Raw genomic sequence first — 23478 nt, 5'->3', positions numbered from 1 at the left:
TAATAACCTTGGTGGCCAGTTGATACTATCAATACATATGACTATTGTTCCCAACACTGATGACACGCTGACCGTTCTACCCTTGAGGCACACCCAGAGTACACGAGTCAGCGGTGCGAGCACCGTCGTTACCAATTGGTGTGACAGTACCTGCCAGTCTGAGTCGTGTTCGTCGTCCATCTCCGGTAGACCTGCACAAACCGCGTTCCCCTGCGAACGACACGCCTTTGCAACTCCCCCTGAAAGACCGAGGCGATGTGGCCCTGGGGACACCTCGCTGTCGCGTATCTGTTGTACACGATCTACACTCACCGCGACGGTCGAAGACCATGCGCACTTCCGATAGTCGTCCTCGCGATTGGCTCGCAGTTTCCGGACCTGATCGATAAGCCGCTCGCGTGGTCATTCGGGGTCCTCCCCGGTGGGCGAACATTCGCTCACTCAGTGTTCTTCGCTGCGCTACTCCTCCCGACTGTCGGCCTGCTTGCCCATCGTGTTGACCGGCCTGCTATCGGGCCTGCGTTCGCCATTGGACACGTCTCACACCTACTCTCCGATATTCCGCCGTCCGTGCTCCTCTCGTGGGACCTCTCGGCAACGACGTTTCTATTCTGGCCTGTCCTCGAGCCGCCGGAATACCACTCACCTGGCAGCATTCTTGCCGGCTTCCTCCGGTACTCCATGGGTTGGTATGAGTTGGTCCAGCTCGGACTGGTCCTCGTCGCGCTCATTGTCTGGTACCGCGACGGTACGCCTGGGCTCGGTGCTGTGCGCCGCGGGCTCGAACACACCGTCAGCAAAGCACCATAGCAGGTGGTCCATGGCGACGCCCATTAGCGAGAGTGCACACTCGAGTCGCAGAGTTGGAGGCAATCACTTCATCATCAGATGAGATCGCTGCAGAGATTGTGCAGATTGACTGCACGCTCGAAAGCCTGGCCGACGAGTTGTGAACTACCCCACCCTACTCGCTCACGGCTGACGCCGTTCGCTCCGTGAGGGTGGGGCTTCCTGCTTCCACGACGTGCTTTGCAGATACGGACGTATCCACAGGGAGCACAGTCTCCACAGGCGTTAACGAATCGCGGAGCGATTCGTTCGCACACCAGAAATCTTCGATTTCTGGGGACGGTGATTCGGAGTGAACCACTCCTACTCTTCAAAACCGCGAGAAAGAATATTCCACGCCGCATTCGCGTCCCTATCCGCTTCAAACCCACACGCGGGGCACGAGGAAAGATCGCGCTGTGCGCGTTCGAGCCGCTCACGTTCGTCGCTGAAGTCGGGACTTTCGATGGCGCAGCCATCGGTGTCGTGGGCGTACGTGAGAATCACCACGTCAATGCCAATAACCTTCTCCGCCGTCTCCGGTTTCTCGGGCGCGGCTTCATCCACGTCGATACCGAACGCAGCGTACCACTCGCCTGTGGGTTCCTGTTTGATCGTGACTTGTTTGATGGTTGCGTTCTCGGGGATGTCTCGGTGGAGGTAAATCGGAATCTCACCGATTTTGCTCAACCACAGGACAGGCCGACCACTCGTATTCTTGAGTTTGAAGCCGGACTGATTGTAGGTGAGCGACCGATACTCCCGAGGCGGTTTCCACTTGAGCATTCCAGCAGCGCGTCCGTTCTCCTTCTGAACTTTGAGCGTGGAGAGGTTGGTAGATGTGCCTATTGCTCAGACGTGACGAATAGGACGACGAGTGCCAGCCCAATAGATGTCGCCGACAGCGGCTCCCAGTTCCCCGTCTTTCCCACGTGGTAGGTGGCTGCACAGACTGCTAAAATTCCTACCAGAGACACCGCTATCTCTACTTTCTCGTCAACGACGAGTTTCGGTACTGAACCCTCACTCATGAGATGAATGATTTGCAAATTGATTTTTAACCGTTCTGCTTTCTCGGCGGCGTGTGCCAAGTTCTCCATCTGTGTTAAGCGATTCTGGAGAGCTGAAATACGGTGTGCCAACCGTTTTATGATACCCTCGAGTCAAGCAAACAACCCTCGAATTATACTAGAGTTCGACACATTCACTAGGCTCGGCACGACCTGAACTTATCTACATTACACGTTGTGCGTCTCTTCCTCTCGAGGATCTTCGATGAGTTCGTAGAGTCCCTCATACACTTTGCGCGCGTTGCCATGCTCCACGAGCCGGCCGAGACGGTCACGGACATACTGTAGGCTATATCCAGTCTCGTCAGCAACAAAAGGCGCAGTAACACGCCCCTCTTTCAGCATATTCAGCAACTTCTCGTCGGCTGGCCCGAGATCTTCTTCGTCAAGCATCGAATCTCGGTTAGTAGTTGTTACGCTCACGTCTAAATGGACGATGGCTTTGGATATAATCCTTACTCCACAATCCTTAGGACCTAAGGGTTAAGTGCTGTTAGCACATACTGTAGAATGAGTACGGGACGCCTCAGAATTTCTGAGGCCGGTGTTACAGCACCGACCCCGTGCTGGAGCAACCAGCAATGTCAGATACACCAGCGAGACACGAAACAATTTCGACTACACTGACCCAGGACAATATCGTCCTCGAGCAATCGGGAAGCTACTACGGCTACCTCGGGCAAGACGGGGAGGGCTTCCACCATCACGTCGATGAGGCCACGAACACCGTCTACGTGACGCCAGACCGCGCGGAACGATTCCTCCCCGACAATGCGGGCCTGTACTGGTTTCGCGTCCATGGCGAACTAGACCACACAGAAAAACTCGAGCGAGACGAAGACCGCAACAGGTGGATCGCGTACGTCGAGTCGGTCAGAGGCTGGACAAAACGTCCGATCCACCTTGACGTCACGGAGGTTTTCGCCAAAATGCACGAGGGTGATCGACGGTGACCAACGAACGCCGAGTCACCATCTCACTCGAATTCGAGCCACCAATCACCCCCGGAGATCTTGAACGCGCCTACTGCGAAATCCTCGAGCGAGTGGAGGTGGACCGATGAAAGACGAGTTTACCCTTCAATGGACACCAGTCCATGGCCCGATGCGAAAGTTCGTCTTCGAACCCCAACTCGAGGGCGAGTACGCGTGGGCCCGCATCGAGTTCGAACTATGCGAGTCTCAGTGGCGAGAAGTCGGGATCGAGTATCTCGAGGAGATCTCGTTCGTCAGTGACGACAGAAACGAAATCGCGTCATTCCACGCTCATCCATATCTGAACGGAGGTGATGCCGATGAGTAGTCTCCCCGAATGCGGTGAGATCGACATTGAAACCCTCGCAGAAACGATCGAGCACCTCCAGGAACAAAACAGACAACTCACCGACCGTGTCGGTACACTCGAGGACGATCTTGAACAGACCCAAGACGAACTCGAGGACCTCGAAACTGAGAAAGCAGACCTCCAGGAGACGAACGAACGCCTTCACGATCGACTCGACAACTGCGAACAGGAGACCACTCGGCTCGACGCGCTCACAGATGCTGCACGTAAGCGATCGGGAGTGAACAAACAGCGGATCGAAGAACTCCAGGCCCGCGAACTCGAGAAAGGAGCCCATCTCCGCACAGAGACTGTCGATCACCACGAGATCGATATCGACGGCGATCACCTCGAGCGGATCACCAAAGACGACGGCCACACCTACTATCGGCTCCCCGAGTCGGACGATCCACTCGACCGAAGTGGGAACGTCGCACTTGCCCACGGTGACTTGCTTCCGGTTCAGCAACTCTCCCGAATGGACGAAGAGATGCTTCGCTCGACGGCGAATGCGTTGCCAACGCGGTTAGCTGCAAAGCTGTGGAAAGCACGTACCGACTCGAGCGTCGGTGACAACCCCTGGGAGTCCGGGTGCAAGGGAATCAAAGAGTACGTCAAAGCGAGCGACCTGAAACACTGGATCCGCAGACAAGAGCCAGGAACAAGCGAGACGTATGCAAAGAAGCTCGTCTCCAGGACGATCGACGCCGCACTCGACCTCTCGAATCATCGTGTCGCGGTTCGCAAACGAACTGAGCGAAAGAACGGCCTCGAGTACACCGAACGCCGGCTCATACTCCCCACCGATGCAGAAATCCCGGGTGAGACACCAGACCCGAGTGAGTTAGGACAGACCCCAGAGACAGCTGGCGTCCACGGCTACCCGTAGACACCGGGTAGAAATCACCCTCGAGAGAGGCTAAATCTCTCAGCACACACCACCCACACATCACGCAGGCGGTTGGTTTGGAGGTTGGTTAGCTATAGGTGGGTCTCTCGAGCGGTCCTCGGCGGTCACTTCCGAATACGGTCTCGGAAGGAGTGTCCGAAGACGACGGCTGTCCACAGATGCCTTGACCACACACCCCTCAGCTTTCGGAGACTTCCTCGATTGCCCTGACGAAGTCCTCGGGGCGTTGCGATCCGATCAGAACTGCGCGCCCGTTTGCTCGATCGATCCAGACGCCTCGGTTGCCACTGACATTGTATGCAAGCTTCCCGGGCGCCCAGCGAATTCCCCATCCGCCGAACTCACGAAGCGGCCTGTACTGTCTGGGTTCGTATCGCTCGATCTCCGACCAGGCAATTCGACGGAATGACCAGTGAAGCGGCCACATCTTGAAATAAATACCGTCGGCTCTGACCTCGGTCTGGAGACGAAGATTGTAGAGGAATGCGGCGATGGCCCCAATAACGATGAGTCCACCCCACGAGATCGGCCCTAATACGAGCATGAGTAGCGCAACACCCCCAAGGAGTGTCCAAAGCCACCACTGGCGAAACCGCTGTATTTCGCGAAATGCTGTGTCGGTCTCCATGCGTGAATCGTAAGGACTTGTCGCTACTTGGGCATCATCCCTGCCGTGAATGACGAGGCTTTCGCCTCGAATTTTCCGTAACGATCAGTACACCCTCGAGATGGGCGACTGCTCCCGCCTCGAGATCCAGTCAGTTCGGACCATCCGAACATTGATTCTCGTAGAGCGTCAACGCTGTCAACAAGGATGTCGCGTCAGATTCGTCTCGAAGATGACGTGTACGAACGTATCAAAGCGAACAAGCGTGATGACGAGTCGTTCAGCGATGCCGTGGACCGACTCATCAGTGGGCGGTCACTCCGTGATCTCCGCGATGTGTTCGACGACGACCAGGTGAGCGAGATGCGGGACGCCGTCGAGGGCGCTGATCAGGCGGACCGTGATGAGGTCCGTGAGGTCGCGGAGCGCTTCGAATGATCATTGATAGGAGTTCGTTCTAGACGTTATCGACGACATTGACCCCGCCGTCCAGAAAGAACGGGAACTCGAAACCGAGAGCGTTCCGCTGGTGATTCCCTCGATGACCGTTCTGGAACTTTACATCGGCGTCGGGAAGGTGGCGAACACCCTCGAGGAGCGCCAAAAGGTGGAAGCCGTGCTTGACTCCTACCTTTCAACAGCGAGAGAGTCCTGCCGTTCACGGCGGGCGTGAATCGCGTCACTCGACGACGCGAACCACCGGTTACTCCCCGACCGGAGTCTCCAAGTCGTCGGCAGCGTGGATTAACATCCCGCGCCACGTCAGACCGTGTTCATTTTTCACGCGTTTGATGCGCTCATACTGTTCGTCATCGGGGACTTCGATGTTAACGTAGTTCGACACAGTATCTACGAGAATCCGTAGATTTATGTTAGTTATGCTCGTGCACAGAAGTAGCGATGAAGCGCACCAACGAGTTCGAAGTAGTTCCCCAGTCCGACGCGGACGAGGAGTTGCTTCGACGGCACTTGGACGCTTCAGCCGCTCTCTGGAACGAGATCAATTATCAGCGCCGAACCAACTTCGAAGACCCGGACGGCGACGTTTGGGAGATCGACGAGTACCGCGGACGGTACGGCGGTACGCTCGGCGCGTCAACCGTTCAGCAGATCGAACGCAAGAACCGCGAAGCGTGGCGCTCGTTCTTCGCACTCCGAGAAACGGGAGAAGCCAACGGCAAGCCCGGCTTCTGGGGCAATCAAGACGAGGGTCGCGAACTGCGGACGTACATCCGAAACACGTCGTACTCGGTTGAATGGGGCGAACACTCTCGGCTCGAGATTCTTGTCGGCCAAGACCTGAAAGAGGAGTACGGTCTTGGATACCAAGAACGGCTTCGGCTCAAAGTCCGGGGCGAACCCAACTGGAAAGAGTACGACAAACAGGGCCGATTGGAGCTGTATTACGACGATGTGAGCGAGACATTCAGAGCCTTTCAGCCAGTCACAATCGACAATTCTCGACTGGCACAACCACTGGCGGACGAAACCGCCGCTCTGGACATCGGCGCGAACAATATCGTCGCCTGTACGGTTTCAACCGGCGAGCAGTACCTGTACGAAGGGCGCGATCTGTTCGAACGGTTCCGCGACACCACGCAACGAATTGCCGATCTCCAGTCAAAACTCCACGAAGGGCGGTACAGTTCGAATCAAATCGACTCGCTGTACCGACGACGGACCCGACGACGCGACCATGCACAGGACGCGCTCTGCCGGGATCTGATCGAACGTCTGTACGACCAAGGCGTCTCCACGGTGTATGTCGGCGATCTCACCGACGTACTCGAGACGCACTGGTCTGTTCGGACGAACGCCAAGCTGCACAACTTCTGGGCGTTCCGTCGATTCGTCGGACGGCTCGCCGATACCGCCGAGGAGTTCGGCATAACCGTCGAAGTCCGCACGGAAGCGTGGACCTCGCAGACGTGTCCGAACTGCGGCTCGACCAAGGACACAACGCGGCATCAAGACACGCTCACCTGTCGTTGCGGCTTCGAAGGCCACGCGGACCTCGGCGCAAGCGAGACGTTCCTGAAACAGCACGAAGACGTAGCACGGCCGATGGCACGGCCCGTGTGCCTCAAGTGGGACAGCCACGACTGGCTGGAGTTACCACGCTCTCCCCGTCCCAACGAGGAGCACACGAACCCGCAAGTTGCCTCCGTGGACTCGGCGTAGCCGAGACTCCCAGCGAGAGGAAACCACGGCGTTCACGCCGGGGAGGATGTCATAGCGGGAGGTCTTCAGCAATCGAGCGAAGCTCGCTCCTAGTCGGCTGTACCCCAATCTCGACCTCATGATCGCCAACCCAGAAATGAAACTCCTGGTGGTCGACATCGAAGTGGAGTCCGCAAGAGACATCTGAGTCTGCCTGTCTGTACTCCGATTCACTCACGTTCTCACCCTTCTGGAGAGTCTCGAGCAGATACTCACTAACATGTGGACGTTGTTTCATTGCCAGGATATGGTCGGTTGCCACGTGTTTCAACACTTCCTCCCCCGTACCGTACCCCTCACCGACAAAATAGAACTCACCGCTGAACTCATACGAATCCACTCGGACGGTAAGCGTGTAAGTATCGGACATAAGTCTCCATCGGTGTGCAGAGACAAGTATCGTGGTCAACTGGCAACATACGAAGGGAAGTTGTCACCTCAAACGAATGAGCCACCGAAACACTCGTATACATTGTATACCATGTAAACAGTATGGGATCGATCTCGGTACGTGTGCCCGATGAGTTGGAGACTGAACTCGACGCGTATCTTGAGGACGAGAACCTCGACCGGAGTACGGCCGTTCGGAAGCTGCTCTCCGAGGGTCTTGAAGAGTGGCGGCGCGAACGAGCACTCGACCAACTTGCAGCTGGAACCATCTCATTCAGTAAAGCGGCTGAGATGGCAGGGATGTCCGTCTGGGATTTTGCTCAGCTCGCTAAAGAGCGTGACATCACCTGGGTGGCGGACGATCATCTTGATGTGCAGTGTTGAACGCAAGACGGCGGCAGTATTGATATTCTGACATGCAGTTATATGCCAGTATAGTCGCTCTATCGTCGAATTCTGAGAACAGACGATTCTATTTCAGCCGACTTGCTCGGTGATCAAAGCATCAGTTTCACAAGATACTGCGTGAAGTATGTGATAGACGATGGTGATGCCTCTCTCGGATACGTCCGGAGAAAGAGAGCAGGCGGCGAGTTAGGGACTCGCCGCCTGCGCGAGGTTATGGACGATGCACTTCCGTGTGGGCTCCCGGAATTGGCCGTGCCAACTCCGGGAGCGGAGCTCGTCGCCATCGTCTTTCAGCATCGCAAACACCGTCTCACTCATTGATCGTTGGTTGTAGACATCGTCGTCAATTCGTGCGTTGTGAGCCTTCTTGAGCGCATTTTGCTCACAGTGTTTGATCACTGGTCGCGTCGCTGCTGCACGACAGGCCTCTCGGAGTTCTGTCCACGAGTACATTTTGTCAGCCAGCAGTGTCTGCAGGTCTCCGGCGTTCCGCCGGAAGACCTGCAACCCGATATGCCCGTCATAGGCTTTCTTTGTCGTAAAATGGGCGTCCATGATTGCAAGCGACTCCGTATCAACCAACAGCGTCGTCTTCATGGCGTTGAACGAGTAGCCCACACGATTCCGGTAGTGTGAGCTGGCCTGATCTCGTTGGAAGCCGCTGGCATCAATCGACGCAGTTCCCGAGAGTCCCGCCTGCTCCGCTGATCGGCGGAGCAGGCGGCGCAACTCTTGCATCGGAAATTCACCGTCCCACACGCTGAAAGACGAATAATCAGGAGACTTCTCAAGGCCGAACACATCGAGGATTCCCGGCATCTCGTTGAGATAGTCTTCGAGCTTCCGGAGCGGTTTGTTGATCTCTTCTTTGAGCAAAAGGAGCGCGATTTTCGTTGACTTGGCGTACCCGTCCGCGCCGTCCGGCGCGGCGGGTACATCTGGTTCTTCTACGTGGTTCGTGGCAAAGTCTCGAAACGTCCGTGCGAGGTTCTTGAGACGCCCCATATCGCCAGACGGCGTCCAAATCCCCTGAAATCAGCGATACAATCCGCAGACGGCGCCGGCATTCAACAGAGCATCTTGATGCAGATCTCGAGGCGCTGTGAATGTGGGTCTTCGACGCGACACCGCTCATATATCTCGCGAAGGTTGATCGACTCACGCTCGCCCAACACCTCGAAGCCTCGTGTGTGATTCCTGAGCGAGTCTACGAGGAAGTTGTCACAACCGGCATTGACGAAGGATATCCGGACGCCCGTCGTATCGAGCGGAGCGTCGACGCCAACCAGTTCGAAATCGTGACAGTTGAACCCTCCCCATTGCTGTCACGGATCCAAGATAATAGTAATCTCAGCGACGCTGACGTCGCCGTCCTTGCCTGTGCCGATTCGTATGACGGTGTGGCTGTGATGGATGAGACGTATGGTCGTGACGTCGCCGCGGCTGAAGGAATCACAACTCGGGGCACGGCGTATCTCATCCTAAAACTCGCGAAGCAGGACGCGATCGATGTCGACGACGCACGAACCGTAATCGATACGATGATCGACGAGGGGTGGTATTGCGCTCCTGATGTCTACACGAAAATAATTCAAAAACTCGATACGCTTTCGAAATGAACTGGTGCTGTTTCGAAGCGATAGTATATTATCAACATTCCTACTAGTATACACAAGTCGGTAGTGCCCTGTGTCCCCAAAGTCTGTGCGTATCTCACCCGGAATGGCCACGAGTTGCTCGTGTTCGAGGGACCCGGGCACGATGGACTCCAGATCCCGAAAGGAACGATCGAGCCTGGCGAATCGCCGTGGGATGCACTCGAGCGCGAAGTCTGGGAAGAAAGCGGCCTCACAACACTTCAGAACATCGAACACCTGACAAGTGATGTCTGGACGCGCCGGCGCACACCTCCCAAACGGTACCACCGGCATTTCTTCCATGCAGAGGTTGATGTCGACCGCGACACGTGGACGCACGTGGTGACTGGCGATGGGGACGAACAGGGCGCCGAATTCACCTATTCCTGGCTCGAGTTACCCACGACTCGAGAGTTCGCCCTCGCCCTCGACGACTACGTGCATCTCCGCATCTAGTGCTGCTTCGAGAATGACAAGTGCGTTTGCTCTTCTATAGCCAGTTTCAAATTAGCCAATCTCAAAATAGGCTATTTCGAAATAGGCTATTTCGAAATAGGCTATCTTTAACCAGCGAGAGAATCCCGCCGTTCACGGCGGGCGTGAATCGCGTCACTCAACTACGGGATCCACCGCTCAATAACAGACCAGATATTCAACGCTAATCTGAATGATTAAGTAGGTTTGTCTACATAGGCTATGTATGACGGTTGAGGCCACTCGAACCTATGTTGGTTCCATCCAGAACCAGCAACAGGTCTGCGATGGCCTCGATTCGCTCGGTGATTCCGCCTCGAAAATCTGGAACGTCGCACGCTGGACAGCAGACCGCATCTGGGATGAAGTTGGCGAAATACCAGACGAAGGAACGCTCAAAGCGTACATGAAGAACCAGTCGTGCTGGAAAGACCTGAACGCACAATCCAGTCAGAAAGTCATCGAAGAACTTTCCGACGCTTTCCAGTCATGGTTCGACTTGCGACACAAGTTTGACGAGGCGAATCCTCCCGGCTACCGTAAACACGGCGACACTCGACCCAAGAGTACGGTCACGTTCAAAGCAGACGGCTTCAAACACGACCCCGAACACGACCGCGTCCGACTCTCAAAGGGCAAGAACCTGAAAGAACACTGGTCGGACTTCCTGCTCTGCGAGTACCAGATCCGCCCCGACGTTGACCTTTCAGAAGTCAACAAGGTGCAGAACGTTCGAGCCGTCTGGAATGGCGACGAGTGGGAACTGCACTTCGTCTGCAAAGTCGAACTCGAAACCAACGACTCAGCAGGCAACGAAGTGGCCGGTATCGATCTCGGTATCAAGAACATCGCCACAGTCGCATTCCCCGACGAGTACATCCTGTACCCCGGCAACTCGCTCAAACAGGACAAGCACTACTTCACCCGAGCAGAGTACGACACTGAGGGTGAGAACGGCCCCTCGGAGAAGTCGATGCGGGCACGCAGGAAACTCACAGACCGTGAAACTCACTTCTACCACACGCTTACGGACACGATCATCACGGAGTGTGTCGAACGCGGTGTTGGCACGCTCGCGGTGAGTTGGCCCGAAGACGTTCGAGAGTCCGACTGGGGCAAGACGGGGAACAAGAAGTTGCACTCGTGGGCGTTTGACCGCATCTACCAGTACCTCGCATACAAAGGCGAGATTCGTGGCGTCGAGGTGCTGAAGGAGAACGAGTGGGATACCAGTAAGACCTGCTCACGCTGTGGCGATGCGACGAAGTCGAACCGTGTCGAACGTGGCCTGTACGTCTGTGAGTCGTGTGAGTTGGTAGCCAACGCGGATTGTAACGGAGCGGAAAACATGCGCCAGAAGATAACTCCGAGTCTTCACGGTGAGGATAGGAGTAACGGCTGTGTGGCACAGCCATCGGTACACCTGTTCGACCGCGAGAGCGGGACGTTTCAGACGAGAGAACAGGTCGTGTCGTAGACCAGCAAATATCCCACCCGCAGTACGGGAAGCCGCGCCGTCGTCGGGCGTAGCCCGACTGCCTGAGGGATCGAAGATCCCTCTCCGTTTACGGCGCGGAGGATGTCACGTCCATCCCCAGATGTACAGCGGCGACCAGAGCTGGCCCTCGATGAACGACGAGGACATCGATCAGTTCATCGAACAGGCTGTCCCTGACGACGTTCCCGAGGAGGCCAAAGACCGATTCAGAAACCTCCGAAAGAATCCACCGGACGAAGGCAACGCCGCTAAAACCACCATCGAAGACCTTGATCTCGAGCAATCGCAGTCGCTATTCTACGAGTTCGACTTCGGCGACGGCTGGGAACATCACATCGAACTGCAGGAAATCCGTGAGGGGTCGCTTGAAGGCGAGCCAGTCGTCGTCGACGAGCAGGGCGATGCACCGCCACAGTATCCCGAATACGATGAGTGATGGTGAGTAGCCCACCCTTGGAGGCGCTCGAGGCGGTGGTCGGTCACTCTTGGGCTTCGGCGAGCTTCCTGAGAACCCGCTCGCGTGGTTCGGCGTCCAATCCTTCCAGGTGCTCGTCGGCTTGCGGCGTAATCTCGACGTCGGTCATGAACCCTACTACTTGTCAGGATCACTGTCGTCACCGTCGACGCCGTATTTGTGCATCACACTCTCGAGCGAGCGGGTCTCGTCACGGTCGCGCTGCTCGCGACTCGTCGCGAGATCCTCGAGGACGTCGTCGGACAGCTCGACACTCGGGTTCAGCCAGTCGCGGAGGGCGTCGCGGATCGCTTCGGATCGGGACGCATACCCGCGGCGGCCGTATTCCTTGTTGATCTGCTCGAGGAGGTCGGCGGGCACCCGGACGTCGATCTTTTCCATGCGGTCGCCGTTGTGGGACCCATCGGTTTCTGTGCTCATATGCTGTGAGACACGTGTGAGACAGATAAGTCCTCAGTCGACTCATGTGATCGCCTGGGCGGCGACAGCGTTCACGCCTCGAGCGAGGCAGAAGGAACCCACCGCGACGGAGATACCCAGCGCAAGCAGGCCGTAGTTCCTTCCCGAGCGTACTGTCGGCCCGACACACGTCGTTGGAGATATGCGGCCCGTCGTCGCCGAGTGGCTTGATTCCCATCGGCGTAGGCGTCCGCTGCGATATGACCAAGGATCGCCACTGCGCCGGTCACTGCGCCGAAGAGAGCCGCGCCAGGAACAACAAGTAGGATCTCGTCCGGGGTCAACACCAACGCCCCATTCCCGTGCCGAGGGGCCCGTCACGAGCGCCACTACCGCTGCAAAGTGAACTGTGTGCGGTATATTCCCCACACTGGTGAAACACTTATTCAACGTGCATGCATAAGTGCATACATGAGTATCTCAATTCGACTTTCGGAGAAGGCTAAATCGCGCGTAAACAGCCTCGGGCGCGGTGGCCCGAGGCTTTTGTAATTCCCTCAGCCGTGCGCTAGCACTCCCTGCTCGGCAAGCGAGCGGGATGAGGTTGGGCGGCTTACACGCCCCGACCCGGACAGACGCACCAACCGAACCTGTGGTTGGGTTTTGTGAGTCCGGTAATTCGATTCGTTACCGTCGAGTTTCGCCGTCTCGCGCCACGCGATGTTCACCGACGCATTCCGGTCAGCGTGGTCTTGAACCACGTCACACTCGTCGTTCGTACACCGGAACCGCCGCCCCTGCCGATACCCATGCTCACCACAACACGAACACGTCTGTGAGTTGTAATAAACGTCCACCGTATCTGTAGGAATCTCTCGCCACGTCGCCTTGTACGAGACGAACTTCTCGAACTTGTGGAACGGCAGTTTGTGCAATCGACGGTTCATATATGTCCCGTACTTGATTTCGTCGCGGATGCCGCTCATATCCTCGAACACGATGACCGGGTTTGAGAACTGCTCTGCGAACTCCACGACAGCACCGGAGAGACGGTGCATAACCCACTCGGTGAACCGTTCCTCCTTGTCACCGAGCTTCCGGTGGATGCTCGTCTTGCCGTGTTCCTGACACCGGGTGGTGATGGTGTGGTAGCGTTGGCGTTCCTGCTTGACTTGTCCGTAGTCGAGGACGAGCGTGCCTTTCGTCCGCATCGTCTCGCGGTCGAGGGCGGTGAGTGCGACGTTGCGCTCGTTGATGTCTACGCCGACTAACGTGTCGCTGGTATCGGGTTCAGGGACGTCGAGCTCGCGTGTGACCGAGACATGTAGGTAATACACGCCATCGCGGTACAGGAGTTCGGCCTGCCCTACATCCACCTCATTCGACGTGAGAGCGTCCCGAAGTTCGTCCATCGCGTCCGGCTCACCGCGCAGATGCCCCTTCACCTTCTTGTAGGGCTTCGGGCTGATACGGAACTGGACGCGGTTCGTGTCGTCGTCCACGGTGAGGCGGTAGCCTTCCGTGTGTGCCATCACGAGTGGGTACGCACCAGTTTTGTCGGTACTGGGCGGCGTCGGTTTCCCTCCGTCCGGACCGTCTTGATTTTCCCACCAGTCGAGAAGTGACTGATAGGAGTCCCACGTCTGGAGGGCTTTGCCGACGACCGCGCACTTGTTGTTCCGCAAGAAGTCGTCGCGGTCAACCTCTTTCTGTATCTCGGTGCGAGTGTACCCTTGTTGTTTGAGGCGGATGGTTTGGTTGAATATTTCGCGTGCGGCGAGGCGAGCGTCGTGAAGCCACGACCGGTCACCAGACGCTACGTGAAGGCGCGTCTGAATCGTCTTCGTGGCTTCCTCACCCATACTTCGATTTGGCATTCACTCTCTCAAAAATGTGGGTATTTCTCCTGACGGCAGTCGAGCGCACGCGCTTCACCCCCGCCCACGGTTGGGCGGGGAACTCGCGCTGTTTTTCGTTTAGATCTCTTCAAAAGAGATGATGAGTGCTATAACGACGTAATCATCCGTCTCACATCGGACGATAAGTGGGCTGGATTTGGGATCGCATCGAGCACAGATGACGAGGGAATGGATGAGATCCGGGAGCAGATGCGCAGCCGGATGGACGATCACATCGAGGAGCTGGGGCAGTGACGCTGCTCGTTCTCGATAACAATCTGTTGAGCGACTACCTGAACGGTGAAGATGACGCAAGGGAGTTACTTGAGGAGTACGAGCAGGATCGGTGGGGAGTCTCCTCTATCGTCCTCTTTGAGGCTCTCATGGGTAGCCTCTACGGGTATATCGATGCTTCTCCGGACGAAATCACCCAGGCTGTGAACGTCTCAATGGAGATCCTCGAGACGACAGAAGAGACTGCGATGGAGGCACACGACTTGCAAGAAGAACTCCAGGATCGAGGAGCACCAGTCGATCAACTCGATGCACTGATCGCTGCCTCTGCTCAAGAACATGGGGGACGGTTCGCGACGGCGGAGAAGCAGTTCTGGACGGATGACGTCCAAGAAGTCATCCCCGTCGCTAAGTACGATCCCTACTAGTAACGGAGCGACTCAGTATCCTGCTGTTTCGAGTTCGTCGAGAAACGCCGGCCGGTTCGAGTGCTTCTCGCGAAGATGCTCAACGAACGCTGCCAGCTCCGTATCGAACTCGAGTTCCTCCATGTCTCGCAAATATTCGATAACCGTCTTGTAGTGGTCGCGTCCGGTATCGGCCGCCAGATACGGTTCCAGCAGGTCTCGATACGCCTCGAGGTACGCTTCTGGATCGACCTCGGCGACGGGCTCTCGATACCGCCGAAGCGTCTCGAGGTCGTCACTCTCAAGAACCTTCTCGAAAGCCGTCTCGAGGTCACCCTCCCGGACGTACAGTTCGATCAGTCGGTCGGGGTCGAGTCGGCCGAGTTGGGTTCGCAACCCATGAGAGATCGACTCCCACACCTCGGCAGAACTGGCCGATCGCAGATCATCGTAGGCATCCCAGTCCTCGAAGCGGACGAACAGGGTCCGCAACACCTCTCGATAGCGCTCATCGTCGCGTCCCTGATAGAACTCGGCTGCCAGCTGATGGACGTCGACAGCGTGTGGAAACTCTTCCAGTCCGTCCTCGACGACCTCCTGTGCTCGCTCGTCCTGCCCATTGGCTTGGAGGACGTCGACATATTGGCGATAGAACTCGCTCCGCTCAGTGTACACATCTTCGAGGACGGCGGCTAGCTGCTCGCGGTCCTCGAGTTCTGAGAGGATCCACAGATAGGTCGACAGGAGCTGTTGCTCGTCCACGGAGAGATTTAGCTCCTCCTCTGGACGATCGTCGCCACTTCGAGACCTGGCCGTCCCCGCGTTCTCGCCCGGTCGTGGCTCCATGTCCTCGAGAGTCGTCGTGAGCGTCTCACCGACAAAATCCGTCACCTCGAGCGGGCCGACAGCCAGATGGTCGACATCCAGTTCGCCACCGGTGAACAATTCGACCTCGAGTCGCCACTGGGTCGGATCTGGAAGCTTCTCATCTGCCTCAACGACATCGTCGACATCTGCTTGTGGTGTCCCACTCTCTGATCCGGACTCGGCCGTGGCGACCGCTTCCGTCTCGTCACTGGCGATACCATCCAGCGCTGGAAGGTCAGATTGCACGAGCGAGAGCAGGTACTCGAGGTCATCAGCTGTATTACACATCTCACGGAGCGCGCCGTCGTAGTAGTCACGGACGAAGCGGAATTCGGCGGACCGATACTGCTCATACAGATACTCGAGGTGCTCACGCCTCGTCTCGGGATCAAACTCTGCCTCGCAAAGACACGCAGCGTAAGCATCGATGGCAGACTCGAGTTGGTGACCGTAGTGGCCACTACTGTCATCGATTCGTTCCAGATTCTCGCGTATCGCTTCCGACAGCGCCCGGTAAATCTCGAGGGCACGCTCGTACTTGCCGTTCTCCTGGTAGGTCGCTGCGAGGTCGTCGTAGTCGGTGAACTCGAGGTAGGTATCGGACTCGATGATCCCGCGGCGGTCGATGGCGTTCTCGAATCGGCGGTCGATATCGCGCTTGTAATCGGCGACACTCTTCTCGACCGGTTGGCCAACTGCTGCGAGAAACCGCTCTCGAAGAGACTCGTTGTCGGCGAGGACCGAACGCAGAAAGCCCCGGAGCGTCTCGATATCTGCGGTCTCGAGTGCTGATTCGAGATCGTCGCCCGCTATCGACGTCTCGGGGGACATGGACTCCGACACACTCGATGGTTCGTCCGGGGTTGTCTCTCCCTGATCTTGGAACTGCTCAATCAGCTCGTCGTACCGGTCTCGTACCGCCAGCAACACGGCGACGATGTGTTTGCAGTCGCCAGCGTAGTCGTACGGACAGGAACACCAGCCGTCGAAGTTCTCGGCAGAGAGGTCTACCGTTGTTCGATATTCCCGGCTCCCCCGTACTGTTGCAGTCACCTCAGAACCCTCAACCGTGAGGTCCCGTATACGCCCGTCTTCGAAATAGGAGACGCCGCGCTGGAACGACTGTGCGGTACAGAGATCTCGAATCGCATCACGGGTTGGCTCGTGAATCTCGGCGGCAGTCACATCGGCACTGGCCCCGTCTCGAGATTCAGAACGGGAACCGGAACCGGACGAGTCGGGTGACCACGACCAGTCCGCAAGTGGGACACGCTCGGCCACTGCAGGCGTCCCCCTCGCCTCGACTTCCTCGAGAAAGCCGATGGCAGTTTCTGTCGGGTCGACGTTCCCCCAGCCGTGATGGGTTCCCCAGAACTCCGTTGCCCACACGAGTTCGTCATCGACGACGATGCCAACGTTCCCCACGATGTCCTCTCGATCGCGATACCGCTTGGAGGGGGCACCGCCGAGCCCTTTCTGGAGTGTCTTGTTGTACGTGAAATCGTCCCAGGCGTCCTCGAGTGAACGGGTCTCTGTCTCACCGACGAACTCTGGCGGCGGCGCTCGCTGTGGATCGACCTGTACGACTTCGACTGGGATCGCGTGTTCCTCATGGATCGACTCGAGTAACTCGAGTGTCCGACGGTGATCGACTCCGACGTCCGCTTCGGCGTAGTAGCGCAGTTTCATCTGTCGCTTGAGTTCGTGTACGAGAGTACAAACGATCGCGTCTTGGTGGCTTTGGTATGTGGGAAAGAAATGCGGCCATATTCTAACACTCCGTTTAGGATAATCCGAGGTGGAGTCTCTCGGCCTCAAGGAGCGACCGAACGCACTGCGTGAGGGAGCGAGTAGGGCGAGGTAGTTCACTCCCCTGGGAGATTGATGTCGTCCGGAACAAGTGAGAATCCCAGCGTCCGGAAATCACTATCGAAGGCGAAGATATGTTCCGCGTCAAATTCACTTGCGAGCGTGCTAGTCGTATGATCGACAAATGAAATCTGCTGGTCATCGAACCGCTCGAATTCATCGCAGACCGATTCGAACTGCGATTCATCTGGATGGAGAATTGTCACTACTGGTGAATTCCGGATGCGACTCAACGTGTCCATGGCTTTCTCGTGGTTCTTCTTCCGCAAGAGTAGTGTTGTCAGCTCACTTAGAACATAGCCCGTGGTATATATTGGACGAAAGTGAAGATGTCCTGCTTGGATACCATCCATCACTGCACGAGCACGCTTGTGACGAGGTGATGTTTCAACAAAATGGGCGAAGAACGCGCCTGTATCAACAAACAAGGGTGTGGTTCCTGGGCCGCTCATCCCTCGATCTCGCCGTAGAGAACATCGTCAATCTCGTCTTCCTCAACGGGCTCATCAACCGAGAACTTTGGAGCAGAGAAGAGTGGGTCATCAGGAGCGATCTCATCAGGGGTTGTTTCCGTGTCCGCTGTGTACCACCAGACAACCGTTCGACTACCAAGAGAAACCTTCTCAAGTCTATCCTCGTCTTCTAACCGACTCAACCGTCGATATGCGGTTGACCGATCAATACCAAACCGGTCTGCCACCTCTTGTGCAGTGTGGAATGGCCGTCCATTAGTGAAATAGCTCATGATATCCTCGTTGGCAAGTTCAGACTCAAACTGTCCATTTTCGTCGCGTTCGGTGTTCCCAGACACGTATGATTTACCTCTACCCTAGTGTAGGGCCCATACACTAATAGATGTGCCGGTAGTATTAATACCACGCACTATGTAGCGCACGGTGTCGAAGCCCAACTCCTCGGGGGTGTGACCATCGTAGGAAACGCTCGAGTATTATAGTTAATTAACTGTATGGCCACGTCCTCGATGCGTTCGTCGACGAGAGAGGTCATATGGAATTCCACCTCTATCGCACTGTTGAGGGTCGCGAGCGATCACGGAAGGACATGACTTCGTTCCTCGAGTGGCTCACCTTCGTAGTCGTTGTCGCGGAGCGTGAGGATTCTTCGTCACAACACCCCGTTCAGCACAATCTGAGGTGGAACCTCTCGGCCTCAAGGAGCGACCGAGCGCACTGCGTGAGGGAACGAGTAGGGCAGAGTAGTTTACACGACGCTATGCCGTTGATAGAAGCGTCGTGTCCGTTCCTCTGTTAGAAGCGGCCGATGTACCTGGAGCGAGGCCACGCCTGGATAGCTGTTGGCCTCTATGATCTTGAACTCGCCCTTGCTGGTCACGACAAGGTCCCAGCCGACATATGGCAGGTGTGAGAACGTACTGGCGATCTCGAGCAATCGCTCGCGAATCGCCTCCCACCCAGGGATCGCCGTGCCTTCAATTTGAGCACCGGTTTCGGGGTGTGTATCGTGCCAGTCGACAGTGCCATCGTGAGGATACTCAGCGCCGGCACTGAGTTGTCCTGTTTCCCGATCGACTTCTGCACTTAGTCCACCGTTCGAGAAGTTGTCGACGGGTACAGAATCGCTGCTCCCGATCCGGTGAATCGCGATTGGAACAAACGCATCCTGTGTCTGCTCATCGTACATCGTGAGGACCCGAACCGTGTTCGTCGTCTCAGGAAACAGGGTGTCCGCATAGTCAGCTTGTTCGACAAACTCGCAGACGAGGTAGTCCTCAAGGGATACGAGTATGTTAGTGAGTTCGGCGTCGGTTTTTGCGGTTCCGTCGTACAGGTACGATCCGTCTCGCCGTTCGAGAAAGTGGACGTTGTTCCCGCCACCGCCGCTGAACCACTTCAACACGAGTTGGTCCCCGTCTGAGAGATTAGCGTCAAACCACTCGAGCGGATCCATGGTTGGTTGTGCAGTGTCGGGAGCAGTCTGGTTCTGATACTCGAGTTCACTCCCACCGTCGCTCACAACTGTCCTGTTGTCGTCCGGGTCGAAGAGATGGAAGCGCCCGTCTTTGAGAAGACCATATACCGACGGCCGGTGCGAGGGAAACTCGCCAAGGACCCGATGAAACGCGAGCTTGTTATCGATGAGGGCGTTCCAGTGGCCGTTGATGCGGCTCGATCGAATGAATCGTTGGTAGTCACTAAGATAGGTGCTCGGATCATGACTCTCGAAGTCGTAAAGGACACCAGATTTACTCAAAAATCCATGCTTGTAGTGCTGAAGTCGGTCACGGAGAGATAAATCGAATGCTGGACCGGATTGACGCTCTTCTTGGATGAGTTTTCGAGCCTGATTTGCAGCTTGGTATGCCTCTCGGATCATCGATAGTCGCTATACACCTGTATTACATGCTTATATTCGAGATATTATCTCCCGAAACGGACAATTTGGGGATTTGACTCTGTATGATCAGACGCATAGGGTTTATCGAGGACATATCTTCTTGTGATTCAGGGCAAGTATCCCAGGGAGCACTGGGAGAAAACCGCCCCGTATCAACAGCGATGTCAGTGGTCGTCTGACACCTCCTCCGGGCTCACCGTCCGGCCGGTCCGTATTGCAAATATCGTCGGCGCCCGACTCTGGGCACCGTGATTCCTGATGTCATCAAGACACTCCGCAAAAACGTGAGTCGCCGTGTAGGGGCGAACCGCCAAGCGGCGGCCACTCTTCCCCACTGGTGTCGGTCGCGACGCTTGCTCACGCTGAAATGCGCTCGTCGATCATCCACACCTGGTCTGCAGTGATCGCGCCGTCGTCGCCAATCACCCAGGCGATAATCGGACAGCCGTGACACCCGCTGTCGAGAGACAGCGCTGCGGTGTCGGCGGCCCCGCTGACGTCGCTCACGCCAAGGATGCGGTCCGCATGCCCGAGCCACCAGATAACGCGGTCGAGGCGCCCATCGGGATGCCTCACGGCTAGCTCGAGATCGCGAGTCGCATCACGACCGACGGAAAGCGAGTCGGCGGCCGGCCGTTTCCCGTCGATAGTCGGCGCTGGAGTCCCGGTCGGAGACACGTGGACCGTCCAGGTCGCTCGGTGGTTCGTCTCGTCGCCGTCGATGGCGGCAGTGACCTCGTAGGTTCCCGGCGATTCGAAGGTGTGACGCCAGTACTCGGCCCCCTGATGGCTGTAGTAGGCGGTGTGCCAAGGCCCCAGTGAGTGTCCTTCGTACATTTCATCGACAAACCAGTGCGTTCTGCCACCGTACGCACCGAGTGCGTCGGATTCGATGTCAAACAAGACCTCTGTACCCGGCTGCACAGTGATCTCGCGGGCGGGCGTTGTCTGAGCGGCGGCGAGTTCATCGACGGCGCGCACGTCGACTGTGCGTTCGGCCACAGCGGTCGCGGTCTCGAACCGAACCGTCACAGTATCGGTTTGTGCAACGGGATATGTCCGATAACTTCCTGGGTCGATCGGTTTCGTCTCCCCGGGCGCGACCGTCGTCGTGATCGTCGATCGTTGCTCGCCATCAACAACGTAGTCGATCGCTGGGCGGATTGCTGTCTCGCCTGTGTTCTCGACTTCGGCGGCCACCTCGAGCAGGTCGCCGCCCACAACGGGCCCGTTCGTCGAAATAATCCGCAGAGACTCAGCACCTGTCGATTCCGTCTGATCCGTCGTCGTCTCGCCCTCGCCACGATCCTGATCTGCGGTTGTGGTGTCCTCACTACCAGCCAGACTCGACGGCGTCTCAGCGTTGTGCCCAGTCTGGCCTGTGATCGTCTCGTCCTTGCCGCCATATCTGCGGCCCATAACGAGTGAGCCCACACCTAGGGCGCCGAAGAGATACGATCGGCGGCCGAGATGTGATCGGTCGGGGTCAGTTCCGTCCATACCCGATCGAGCCAATACCCGTGACCTTCAATATGCACCGCCCGTCACTGGCCGTGAGATATTCATCAGACCCTTCTATATTGAGGAAATCTTCCTGATTGTCTGAACTCTATATAAACGAGACTGTTCTAGACGGCTGTCTCCAACGGCGCGTCTACACGAAAATCGACAGGCGATAGGTAGAACTCTCTCCGCTCACATTGTCCCCCGAGTAGAACAACAACCCAACTGCATATTGTAGTGACTGTCAGATCGATCAATACACTCATTTGGTCAGTTGAAGCTCGACGATACACAGAAGCAGTGTGTTGCTCCGTCGGCCCGAGCGGCGATGGCCAGCTGTCACGCCTGACCACCGAAGCCACTCCTATACTTACGCTCGAGACACGCATTAGAGAGGATTGCAACCAGTTCGAGAGCCACATTGCGAGTAAGGATACATGGGACATCAAGAGAGACAAGTAAGGAAAACATCTTGTCAAAATTGGATAGTATTCCTGAGTTTTCGGACCTAGAAACCTACAACCTCGCGCCTGCTCACAGATCTATATACACCTAAACTGGTTTCAATCGTTTCGACAGCGTTGAGTATTCTATTGAGACGATCAGCAGGAAATGCCTCGTCTGTCATCGATCACGAGTCTCGCCATCAGTCGCTGTCACAGCAGACCCACCAAGATGTCTATCGATTCTGGCGACTGCCGCATCAAACCGTTCGCGCGGTGACTGAGTCTGCTTCTCAGTTGCGGTGAGTTGGCGTCGGACATCAGCCACATGCTCTCGATCACCGATGAGAAGGACACCGTGATCGAAGATCGTCTCCGCCAGTTCCGGTGACGTTGTCTGGAGATCGACGAGATCGACATCATCAGTCTCGAGCGCTTCGCTGAGGTCCACACTCAACCCAAGAAAGACCTCGTTGTAGGCTGGATCACTCGGGTGGACAGTGTCGAATTCAACTGCGATATCGATGTCGCTTCGAGAGTGAGACTCTCCAGTTGCGTGAGAACCGAAGACAATGGCCAACTGTACCGGATGCTCCTGCAATACCTCTTGAAGAGTCTCGAGAGGGAGGGATTCATCGATAGCAGCGTTCTCACTGGTTCTCATTGAGCGAAAATACGGTCTCATGGCACATAAACACTCAGGAGCAACTGTCTGCGTGCACTTATACGCTGAACAGGCGCAATACCACGGCGTTCACGCCGTGGATACGCGCTGTCACTCAATGATACGTTCCACCGACAATAGCATAGCCGAGTTTCCAATCCTAAACATTCAACTCACAGGAACCCCTACACAATGGCAAGGTCAGGTCGGAACGGAGCGGATTTCGAACCACCTTCGGAGGCGGCCTGTCCGCCCTCGTAACGAGGCAGTATCCGAAATGCCGACGCGGTGAACGCAAATCCACGAAGGGTTCGTCTTGTGCCCGTCGGCCTGAGCAAGCACGACGATACCTCCAAGTCTGTCAACGTGTCAGTGACTCCCTGCTGGCAAAAACAACAACTGGGAGTCAATGACGCTGAGGATAGGAGTAACGGCGGTTTGGCACCGCCAGTCAGCCACCGACCACGACGACTGGGTTAGATGCAAACTCCCGTAAAGTGGCGGTATCCATGGTTGCAAACCTGAAACTCCCACCGCTCGGGATTCCTCCGCGTTCACGCGGAGGAGGATGTCAAGTCGCTGCGTTCCAGTTCCTCGAACGCGGTCACCGAACTTCCTCCATCTTGTCAGTTTTCAGCTCCTCGAGATGCTCCTCGCCGTACTGCTCGTCTGCAGTCTGGTGGTGCTGGTGAAGCCGGTAGGCGGCCCGAAGCCGGTCCTCGTTGTCTGTGATCGCCCAGTACGGGCGCTTGTGCCGCACAAGACCTCGTTCCTTCAGTCGCGAGAGGATCGCACTGACGGCGTCCGTATCTAGGTCGAGTTGTTCAGCAATCGTTGCCGCCTTCCACGCCCGGTCGTCGTTCTCGTCGAGGAATAGCACGATCCGCTCGGTGTCGTTTCGTTCCTCGAATTCGTCGTCGTCGGCGTTCTCGAACTCGTCGATATCGATGGTGCCGTTCGACATAGATTACTGTTGGT

At 56.6% G+C, this 23478-nt stretch carries 28 protein-coding genes and 3 pseudogenes; 14 read left to right on the top strand and 17 right to left on the bottom strand.

From position 1 onward, the window contains the following. Nucleotides 1-255: 255 nt before the first annotated feature. On the top strand, nucleotides 256-810 hold the full coding sequence (locus E2L06_RS10475) for a metal-dependent hydrolase (RefSeq protein ID WP_138781189.1): 555 nt from the start codon (nucleotides 256-258) through the stop codon (nucleotides 808-810). 154 nt (nucleotides 811-964) lie between these two features. On the opposite strand, the pseudogene E2L06_RS10470 reads toward E2L06_RS10475, so the two are convergent. From E2L06_RS10470 to E2L06_RS10460, 3 genes and pseudogenes are all read right to left on the bottom strand, one after another. After that, nucleotides 965-1662, bottom strand: a pseudogene (locus E2L06_RS10470) (zinc ribbon domain-containing protein); the annotation flags it as partial. Nucleotides 1663-1673: 11 nt separating this feature from the next. After that, nucleotides 1674-1928, bottom strand: coding sequence for a hypothetical protein (locus E2L06_RS10465; protein ID WP_249361418.1), 255 nt, complete (start codon nucleotides 1926-1928; stop codon nucleotides 1674-1676). A 138-nt stretch (nucleotides 1929-2066) separates the two neighbouring features. Next, nucleotides 2067-2291 carry a winged helix-turn-helix domain-containing protein gene (locus tag E2L06_RS10460; protein WP_138781185.1) on the bottom strand — a complete coding sequence of 75 codons (225 nt, stop codon included), beginning with the start codon at nucleotides 2289-2291 and terminating at the stop codon, nucleotides 2067-2069. Between the two features lie 188 nt (nucleotides 2292-2479). Here E2L06_RS10460 and E2L06_RS10455 point away from each other — a divergent pair, with 188 nt between their 5' ends. The 3 genes from E2L06_RS10455 to E2L06_RS10445 all read left to right on the top strand — a co-directional run bounded on the left by E2L06_RS10455 (nucleotide 2480) and on the right by E2L06_RS10445 (nucleotide 4110). Next, nucleotides 2480-2851, top strand: coding sequence for a hypothetical protein (locus E2L06_RS10455; protein WP_138781184.1), 372 nt, complete (start codon nucleotides 2480-2482; stop codon nucleotides 2849-2851). Nucleotides 2852-2957: 106 nt separating this feature from the next. Beyond that, the gene (locus E2L06_RS10450; RefSeq protein ID WP_212750770.1) at nucleotides 2958-3200 is read left to right on the top strand and encodes a hypothetical protein; all 243 of its coding nucleotides are present in this window, start codon (nucleotides 2958-2960) and stop codon (nucleotides 3198-3200) included. After that, nucleotides 3193-4110 carry a hypothetical protein gene (locus E2L06_RS10445; protein ID WP_138781181.1) on the top strand — a complete coding sequence of 306 codons (918 nt, stop codon included), beginning with the start codon at nucleotides 3193-3195 and terminating at the stop codon, nucleotides 4108-4110. The genes E2L06_RS10450 and E2L06_RS10445 overlap by 8 nt, the downstream gene beginning before the upstream one ends. A gap of 199 nt (nucleotides 4111-4309) precedes the next feature. Here the strand turns inward: E2L06_RS10445 and E2L06_RS10440 are convergent, their stop codons facing one another. Beyond that, on the bottom strand, nucleotides 4310-4759 hold the full coding sequence (locus E2L06_RS10440; RefSeq protein WP_138781179.1) for a hypothetical protein: 450 nt from the start codon (nucleotides 4757-4759) through the stop codon (nucleotides 4310-4312). A gap of 186 nt (nucleotides 4760-4945) precedes the next feature. Here E2L06_RS10440 and E2L06_RS10435 point away from each other — a divergent pair, with 186 nt between their 5' ends. After that, nucleotides 4946-5176, top strand: a complete 231-nt coding sequence (locus E2L06_RS10435) for an antitoxin VapB family protein (protein WP_138781177.1) — start codon at nucleotides 4946-4948, stop codon at nucleotides 5174-5176. A gap of 28 nt (nucleotides 5177-5204) precedes the next feature. After that, nucleotides 5205-5408, top strand: a pseudogene (locus E2L06_RS22975) (VapC toxin family PIN domain ribonuclease); the annotation flags it as partial. Between the two features lie 33 nt (nucleotides 5409-5441). Here E2L06_RS22975 and E2L06_RS21870 read toward each other — a convergent pair. Further along, complete coding sequence (locus E2L06_RS21870; protein WP_171052344.1) at nucleotides 5442-5582, bottom strand: hypothetical protein; 141 nt, start codon at nucleotides 5580-5582, stop codon at nucleotides 5442-5444. A gap of 56 nt (nucleotides 5583-5638) precedes the next feature. Between E2L06_RS21870 and E2L06_RS10425 the strand changes: the two genes are divergently transcribed. Beyond that, on the top strand, nucleotides 5639-6919 hold the full coding sequence (locus E2L06_RS10425; RefSeq protein WP_138781175.1) for an RNA-guided endonuclease TnpB family protein: 1281 nt from the start codon (nucleotides 5639-5641) through the stop codon (nucleotides 6917-6919). A gap of 49 nt (nucleotides 6920-6968) precedes the next feature. On the opposite strand, the gene E2L06_RS10420 is transcribed toward E2L06_RS10425, so the two are convergent. Next, nucleotides 6969-7328 (bottom strand): hypothetical protein, encoded by a 360-nt coding sequence (locus E2L06_RS10420; protein WP_138781173.1) that lies wholly within the window; start codon nucleotides 7326-7328, stop codon nucleotides 6969-6971. A 122-nt stretch (nucleotides 7329-7450) separates the two neighbouring features. Here E2L06_RS10420 and E2L06_RS10415 point away from each other — a divergent pair, with 122 nt between their 5' ends. Further along, nucleotides 7451-7732, top strand: coding sequence for a UPF0175 family protein (locus E2L06_RS10415; protein WP_138781171.1), 282 nt, complete (start codon nucleotides 7451-7453; stop codon nucleotides 7730-7732). Nucleotides 7733-7942: 210 nt separating this feature from the next. Here E2L06_RS10415 and E2L06_RS10410 read toward each other — a convergent pair whose 3' ends face one another. Beyond that, nucleotides 7943-8761 (bottom strand): IS5 family transposase, encoded by an 819-nt coding sequence (locus E2L06_RS10410; protein WP_138781169.1) that lies wholly within the window; start codon nucleotides 8759-8761, stop codon nucleotides 7943-7945. A gap of 101 nt (nucleotides 8762-8862) precedes the next feature. Between E2L06_RS10410 and E2L06_RS10405 the strand changes: the two genes are divergently transcribed. The 4 genes from E2L06_RS10405 to E2L06_RS10390 all read left to right on the top strand — a co-directional run bounded on the left by E2L06_RS10405 (nucleotide 8863) and on the right by E2L06_RS10390 (nucleotide 11801). After that, nucleotides 8863-9375: a DUF3368 domain-containing protein gene (locus E2L06_RS10405; RefSeq protein WP_138781167.1), complete on the top strand. Its 513-nt coding sequence runs from the start codon at nucleotides 8863-8865 to the stop codon at nucleotides 9373-9375. Between the two features lie 48 nt (nucleotides 9376-9423). Then, complete coding sequence (locus E2L06_RS10400; protein WP_138781165.1) at nucleotides 9424-9849, top strand: NUDIX domain-containing protein; 426 nt, start codon at nucleotides 9424-9426, stop codon at nucleotides 9847-9849. Between the two features lie 244 nt (nucleotides 9850-10093). After that, nucleotides 10094-11344: an RNA-guided endonuclease TnpB family protein gene (locus E2L06_RS10395; protein WP_138781163.1), complete on the top strand. Its 1251-nt coding sequence runs from the start codon at nucleotides 10094-10096 to the stop codon at nucleotides 11342-11344. Between the two features lie 121 nt (nucleotides 11345-11465). Continuing rightward, a complete protein-coding gene (locus tag E2L06_RS10390; RefSeq protein WP_249361415.1) occupies nucleotides 11466-11801 on the top strand; it encodes a plasmid pRiA4b ORF-3 family protein in 336 nt (111 codons plus the stop codon). A 156-nt stretch (nucleotides 11802-11957) separates the two neighbouring features. On the opposite strand, the gene E2L06_RS10385 is transcribed toward E2L06_RS10390, so the two are convergent. Next, complete coding sequence (locus E2L06_RS10385) at nucleotides 11958-12260, bottom strand: ribbon-helix-helix domain-containing protein (protein ID WP_138781161.1); 303 nt, start codon at nucleotides 12258-12260, stop codon at nucleotides 11958-11960. 536 nt (nucleotides 12261-12796) lie between these two features. Beyond that, on the bottom strand, nucleotides 12797-14101 hold the full coding sequence (locus tag E2L06_RS10380; protein ID WP_138781158.1) for an RNA-guided endonuclease TnpB family protein: 1305 nt from the start codon (nucleotides 14099-14101) through the stop codon (nucleotides 12797-12799). A 287-nt stretch (nucleotides 14102-14388) separates the two neighbouring features. On the opposite strand from E2L06_RS10380, the gene E2L06_RS10370 reads away from it, so the two are divergent. Beyond that, nucleotides 14389-14799: a PIN domain-containing protein gene (locus E2L06_RS10370; protein WP_171052343.1), complete on the top strand. Its 411-nt coding sequence runs from the start codon at nucleotides 14389-14391 to the stop codon at nucleotides 14797-14799. A 12-nt stretch (nucleotides 14800-14811) separates the two neighbouring features. On the opposite strand, the gene E2L06_RS10365 is transcribed toward E2L06_RS10370, so the two are convergent. From E2L06_RS10365 to E2L06_RS10345, 5 genes and pseudogenes are all read right to left on the bottom strand, one after another. Continuing rightward, complete coding sequence (locus E2L06_RS10365; RefSeq protein WP_138781156.1) at nucleotides 14812-17334, bottom strand: SWIM zinc finger domain-containing protein; 2523 nt, start codon at nucleotides 17332-17334, stop codon at nucleotides 14812-14814. Nucleotides 17335-17510: 176 nt separating this feature from the next. Continuing rightward, on the bottom strand, nucleotides 17511-17966 hold the full coding sequence (locus E2L06_RS10360; protein ID WP_138781154.1) for a type II toxin-antitoxin system VapC family toxin: 456 nt from the start codon (nucleotides 17964-17966) through the stop codon (nucleotides 17511-17513). After that, complete coding sequence (locus tag E2L06_RS10355; RefSeq protein WP_138781152.1) at nucleotides 17963-18325, bottom strand: helix-turn-helix domain-containing protein; 363 nt, start codon at nucleotides 18323-18325, stop codon at nucleotides 17963-17965. The genes E2L06_RS10360 and E2L06_RS10355 overlap by 4 nt, the downstream gene beginning before the upstream one ends. A gap of 140 nt (nucleotides 18326-18465) precedes the next feature. Next, nucleotides 18466-18630, bottom strand: a pseudogene (locus tag E2L06_RS22970) (PemK-like protein); the annotation flags it as partial. Nucleotides 18631-18735: 105 nt separating this feature from the next. Beyond that, complete coding sequence (locus tag E2L06_RS10345) at nucleotides 18736-19632, bottom strand: sugar-transfer associated ATP-grasp domain-containing protein (protein ID WP_249361451.1); 897 nt, start codon at nucleotides 19630-19632, stop codon at nucleotides 18736-18738. Here E2L06_RS10345 and E2L06_RS22375 point away from each other — a divergent pair. Continuing rightward, nucleotides 19540-19788: a hypothetical protein gene (locus E2L06_RS22375; protein WP_249361459.1), complete on the top strand. Its 249-nt coding sequence runs from the start codon at nucleotides 19540-19542 to the stop codon at nucleotides 19786-19788. The genes E2L06_RS10345 and E2L06_RS22375 overlap by 93 nt on opposite strands. Before the next feature lie 459 nt (nucleotides 19789-20247). Here the strand turns inward: E2L06_RS22375 and E2L06_RS10340 are convergent, their stop codons facing one another. The 3 genes from E2L06_RS10340 to E2L06_RS10325 all read right to left on the bottom strand — a co-directional run bounded on the left by E2L06_RS10340 (nucleotide 20248) and on the right by E2L06_RS10325 (nucleotide 23464). Then, a complete protein-coding gene (locus E2L06_RS10340) occupies nucleotides 20248-21390 on the bottom strand; it encodes a hypothetical protein (RefSeq protein ID WP_138781148.1) in 1143 nt (380 codons plus the stop codon). Nucleotides 21391-22017: 627 nt separating this feature from the next. Continuing rightward, nucleotides 22018-22500, bottom strand: coding sequence for a nucleotidyltransferase domain-containing protein (locus E2L06_RS10330; protein ID WP_138781147.1), 483 nt, complete (start codon nucleotides 22498-22500; stop codon nucleotides 22018-22020). Nucleotides 22501-23104: 604 nt separating this feature from the next. Further along, on the bottom strand, nucleotides 23105-23464 hold the full coding sequence (locus tag E2L06_RS10325; RefSeq protein WP_138781145.1) for a helix-turn-helix domain-containing protein: 360 nt from the start codon (nucleotides 23462-23464) through the stop codon (nucleotides 23105-23107). Nucleotides 23465-23478: the final 14 nt, after the last annotated feature.

Source organism: Haloterrigena sp. H1 (assembly GCF_005938085.1).
In the GTDB taxonomy this organism is placed as follows: Archaea; Halobacteriota; Halobacteria; order Halobacteriales; family Natrialbaceae; genus Natrinema.
This window is presented reverse-complemented; position numbering and strand designations above follow the sequence as displayed.

What these genes read in the sequence shown, in the direction of transcription:
- E2L06_RS10390 (WP_249361415.1), top strand. Translation starts at nt 11,466, where the DNA reads ATGTACAGCGGCGACCAGAGCTGGCCCTCGATGAACGACGAGGACATC.
- E2L06_RS10435 (WP_138781177.1), top strand. Translation starts at nt 4,946, where the DNA reads ATGTCGCGTCAGATTCGTCTCGAAGATGACGTGTACGAACGTATCAAA.
- E2L06_RS10405 (WP_138781167.1), top strand. Translation starts at nt 8,863, where the DNA reads ATGTGGGTCTTCGACGCGACACCGCTCATATATCTCGCGAAGGTTGAT.
- E2L06_RS10455 (WP_138781184.1), top strand. Translation starts at nt 2,480, where the DNA reads ATGTCAGATACACCAGCGAGACACGAAACAATTTCGACTACACTGACC.
- E2L06_RS10465 (WP_249361418.1), bottom strand. Translation starts at nt 1,928, where the DNA reads ATGGAGAACTTGGCACACGCCGCCGAGAAAGCAGAACGGTTAAAAATC.
- E2L06_RS10475 (WP_138781189.1), top strand. Translation starts at nt 256, where the DNA reads ATGTGGCCCTGGGGACACCTCGCTGTCGCGTATCTGTTGTACACGATC.
- E2L06_RS10325 (WP_138781145.1), bottom strand. Translation starts at nt 23,464, where the DNA reads ATGTCGAACGGCACCATCGATATCGACGAGTTCGAGAACGCCGACGAC.
- E2L06_RS22375 (WP_249361459.1), top strand. Translation starts at nt 19,540, where the DNA reads ATGGAAGCGCCCGTCTTTGAGAAGACCATATACCGACGGCCGGTGCGA.
- E2L06_RS10385 (WP_138781161.1), bottom strand. Translation starts at nt 12,260, where the DNA reads ATGAGCACAGAAACCGATGGGTCCCACAACGGCGACCGCATGGAAAAG.
- E2L06_RS10410 (WP_138781169.1), bottom strand. Translation starts at nt 8,761, where the DNA reads ATGGGGCGTCTCAAGAACCTCGCACGGACGTTTCGAGACTTTGCCACG.
- E2L06_RS10365 (WP_138781156.1), bottom strand. Translation starts at nt 17,334, where the DNA reads ATGAAACTGCGCTACTACGCCGAAGCGGACGTCGGAGTCGATCACCGT.
- E2L06_RS10415 (WP_138781171.1), top strand. Translation starts at nt 7,451, where the DNA reads ATGGGATCGATCTCGGTACGTGTGCCCGATGAGTTGGAGACTGAACTC.
- E2L06_RS10445 (WP_138781181.1), top strand. Translation starts at nt 3,193, where the DNA reads ATGAGTAGTCTCCCCGAATGCGGTGAGATCGACATTGAAACCCTCGCA.
- E2L06_RS10380 (WP_138781158.1), bottom strand. Translation starts at nt 14,101, where the DNA reads ATGGGTGAGGAAGCCACGAAGACGATTCAGACGCGCCTTCACGTAGCG.
- E2L06_RS10460 (WP_138781185.1), bottom strand. Translation starts at nt 2,291, where the DNA reads ATGCTTGACGAAGAAGATCTCGGGCCAGCCGACGAGAAGTTGCTGAAT.
- E2L06_RS10440 (WP_138781179.1), bottom strand. Translation starts at nt 4,759, where the DNA reads ATGGAGACCGACACAGCATTTCGCGAAATACAGCGGTTTCGCCAGTGG.
- E2L06_RS10330 (WP_138781147.1), bottom strand. Translation starts at nt 22,500, where the DNA reads ATGAGAACCAGTGAGAACGCTGCTATCGATGAATCCCTCCCTCTCGAG.
- E2L06_RS10420 (WP_138781173.1), bottom strand. Translation starts at nt 7,328, where the DNA reads ATGTCCGATACTTACACGCTTACCGTCCGAGTGGATTCGTATGAGTTC.
- E2L06_RS10395 (WP_138781163.1), top strand. Translation starts at nt 10,094, where the DNA reads ATGACGGTTGAGGCCACTCGAACCTATGTTGGTTCCATCCAGAACCAG.
- E2L06_RS10340 (WP_138781148.1), bottom strand. Translation starts at nt 21,390, where the DNA reads ATGGACGGAACTGACCCCGACCGATCACATCTCGGCCGCCGATCGTAT.
- E2L06_RS10360 (WP_138781154.1), bottom strand. Translation starts at nt 17,966, where the DNA reads ATGAGCGGCCCAGGAACCACACCCTTGTTTGTTGATACAGGCGCGTTC.
- E2L06_RS10425 (WP_138781175.1), top strand. Translation starts at nt 5,639, where the DNA reads ATGAAGCGCACCAACGAGTTCGAAGTAGTTCCCCAGTCCGACGCGGAC.
- E2L06_RS10450 (WP_212750770.1), top strand. Translation starts at nt 2,958, where the DNA reads ATGAAAGACGAGTTTACCCTTCAATGGACACCAGTCCATGGCCCGATG.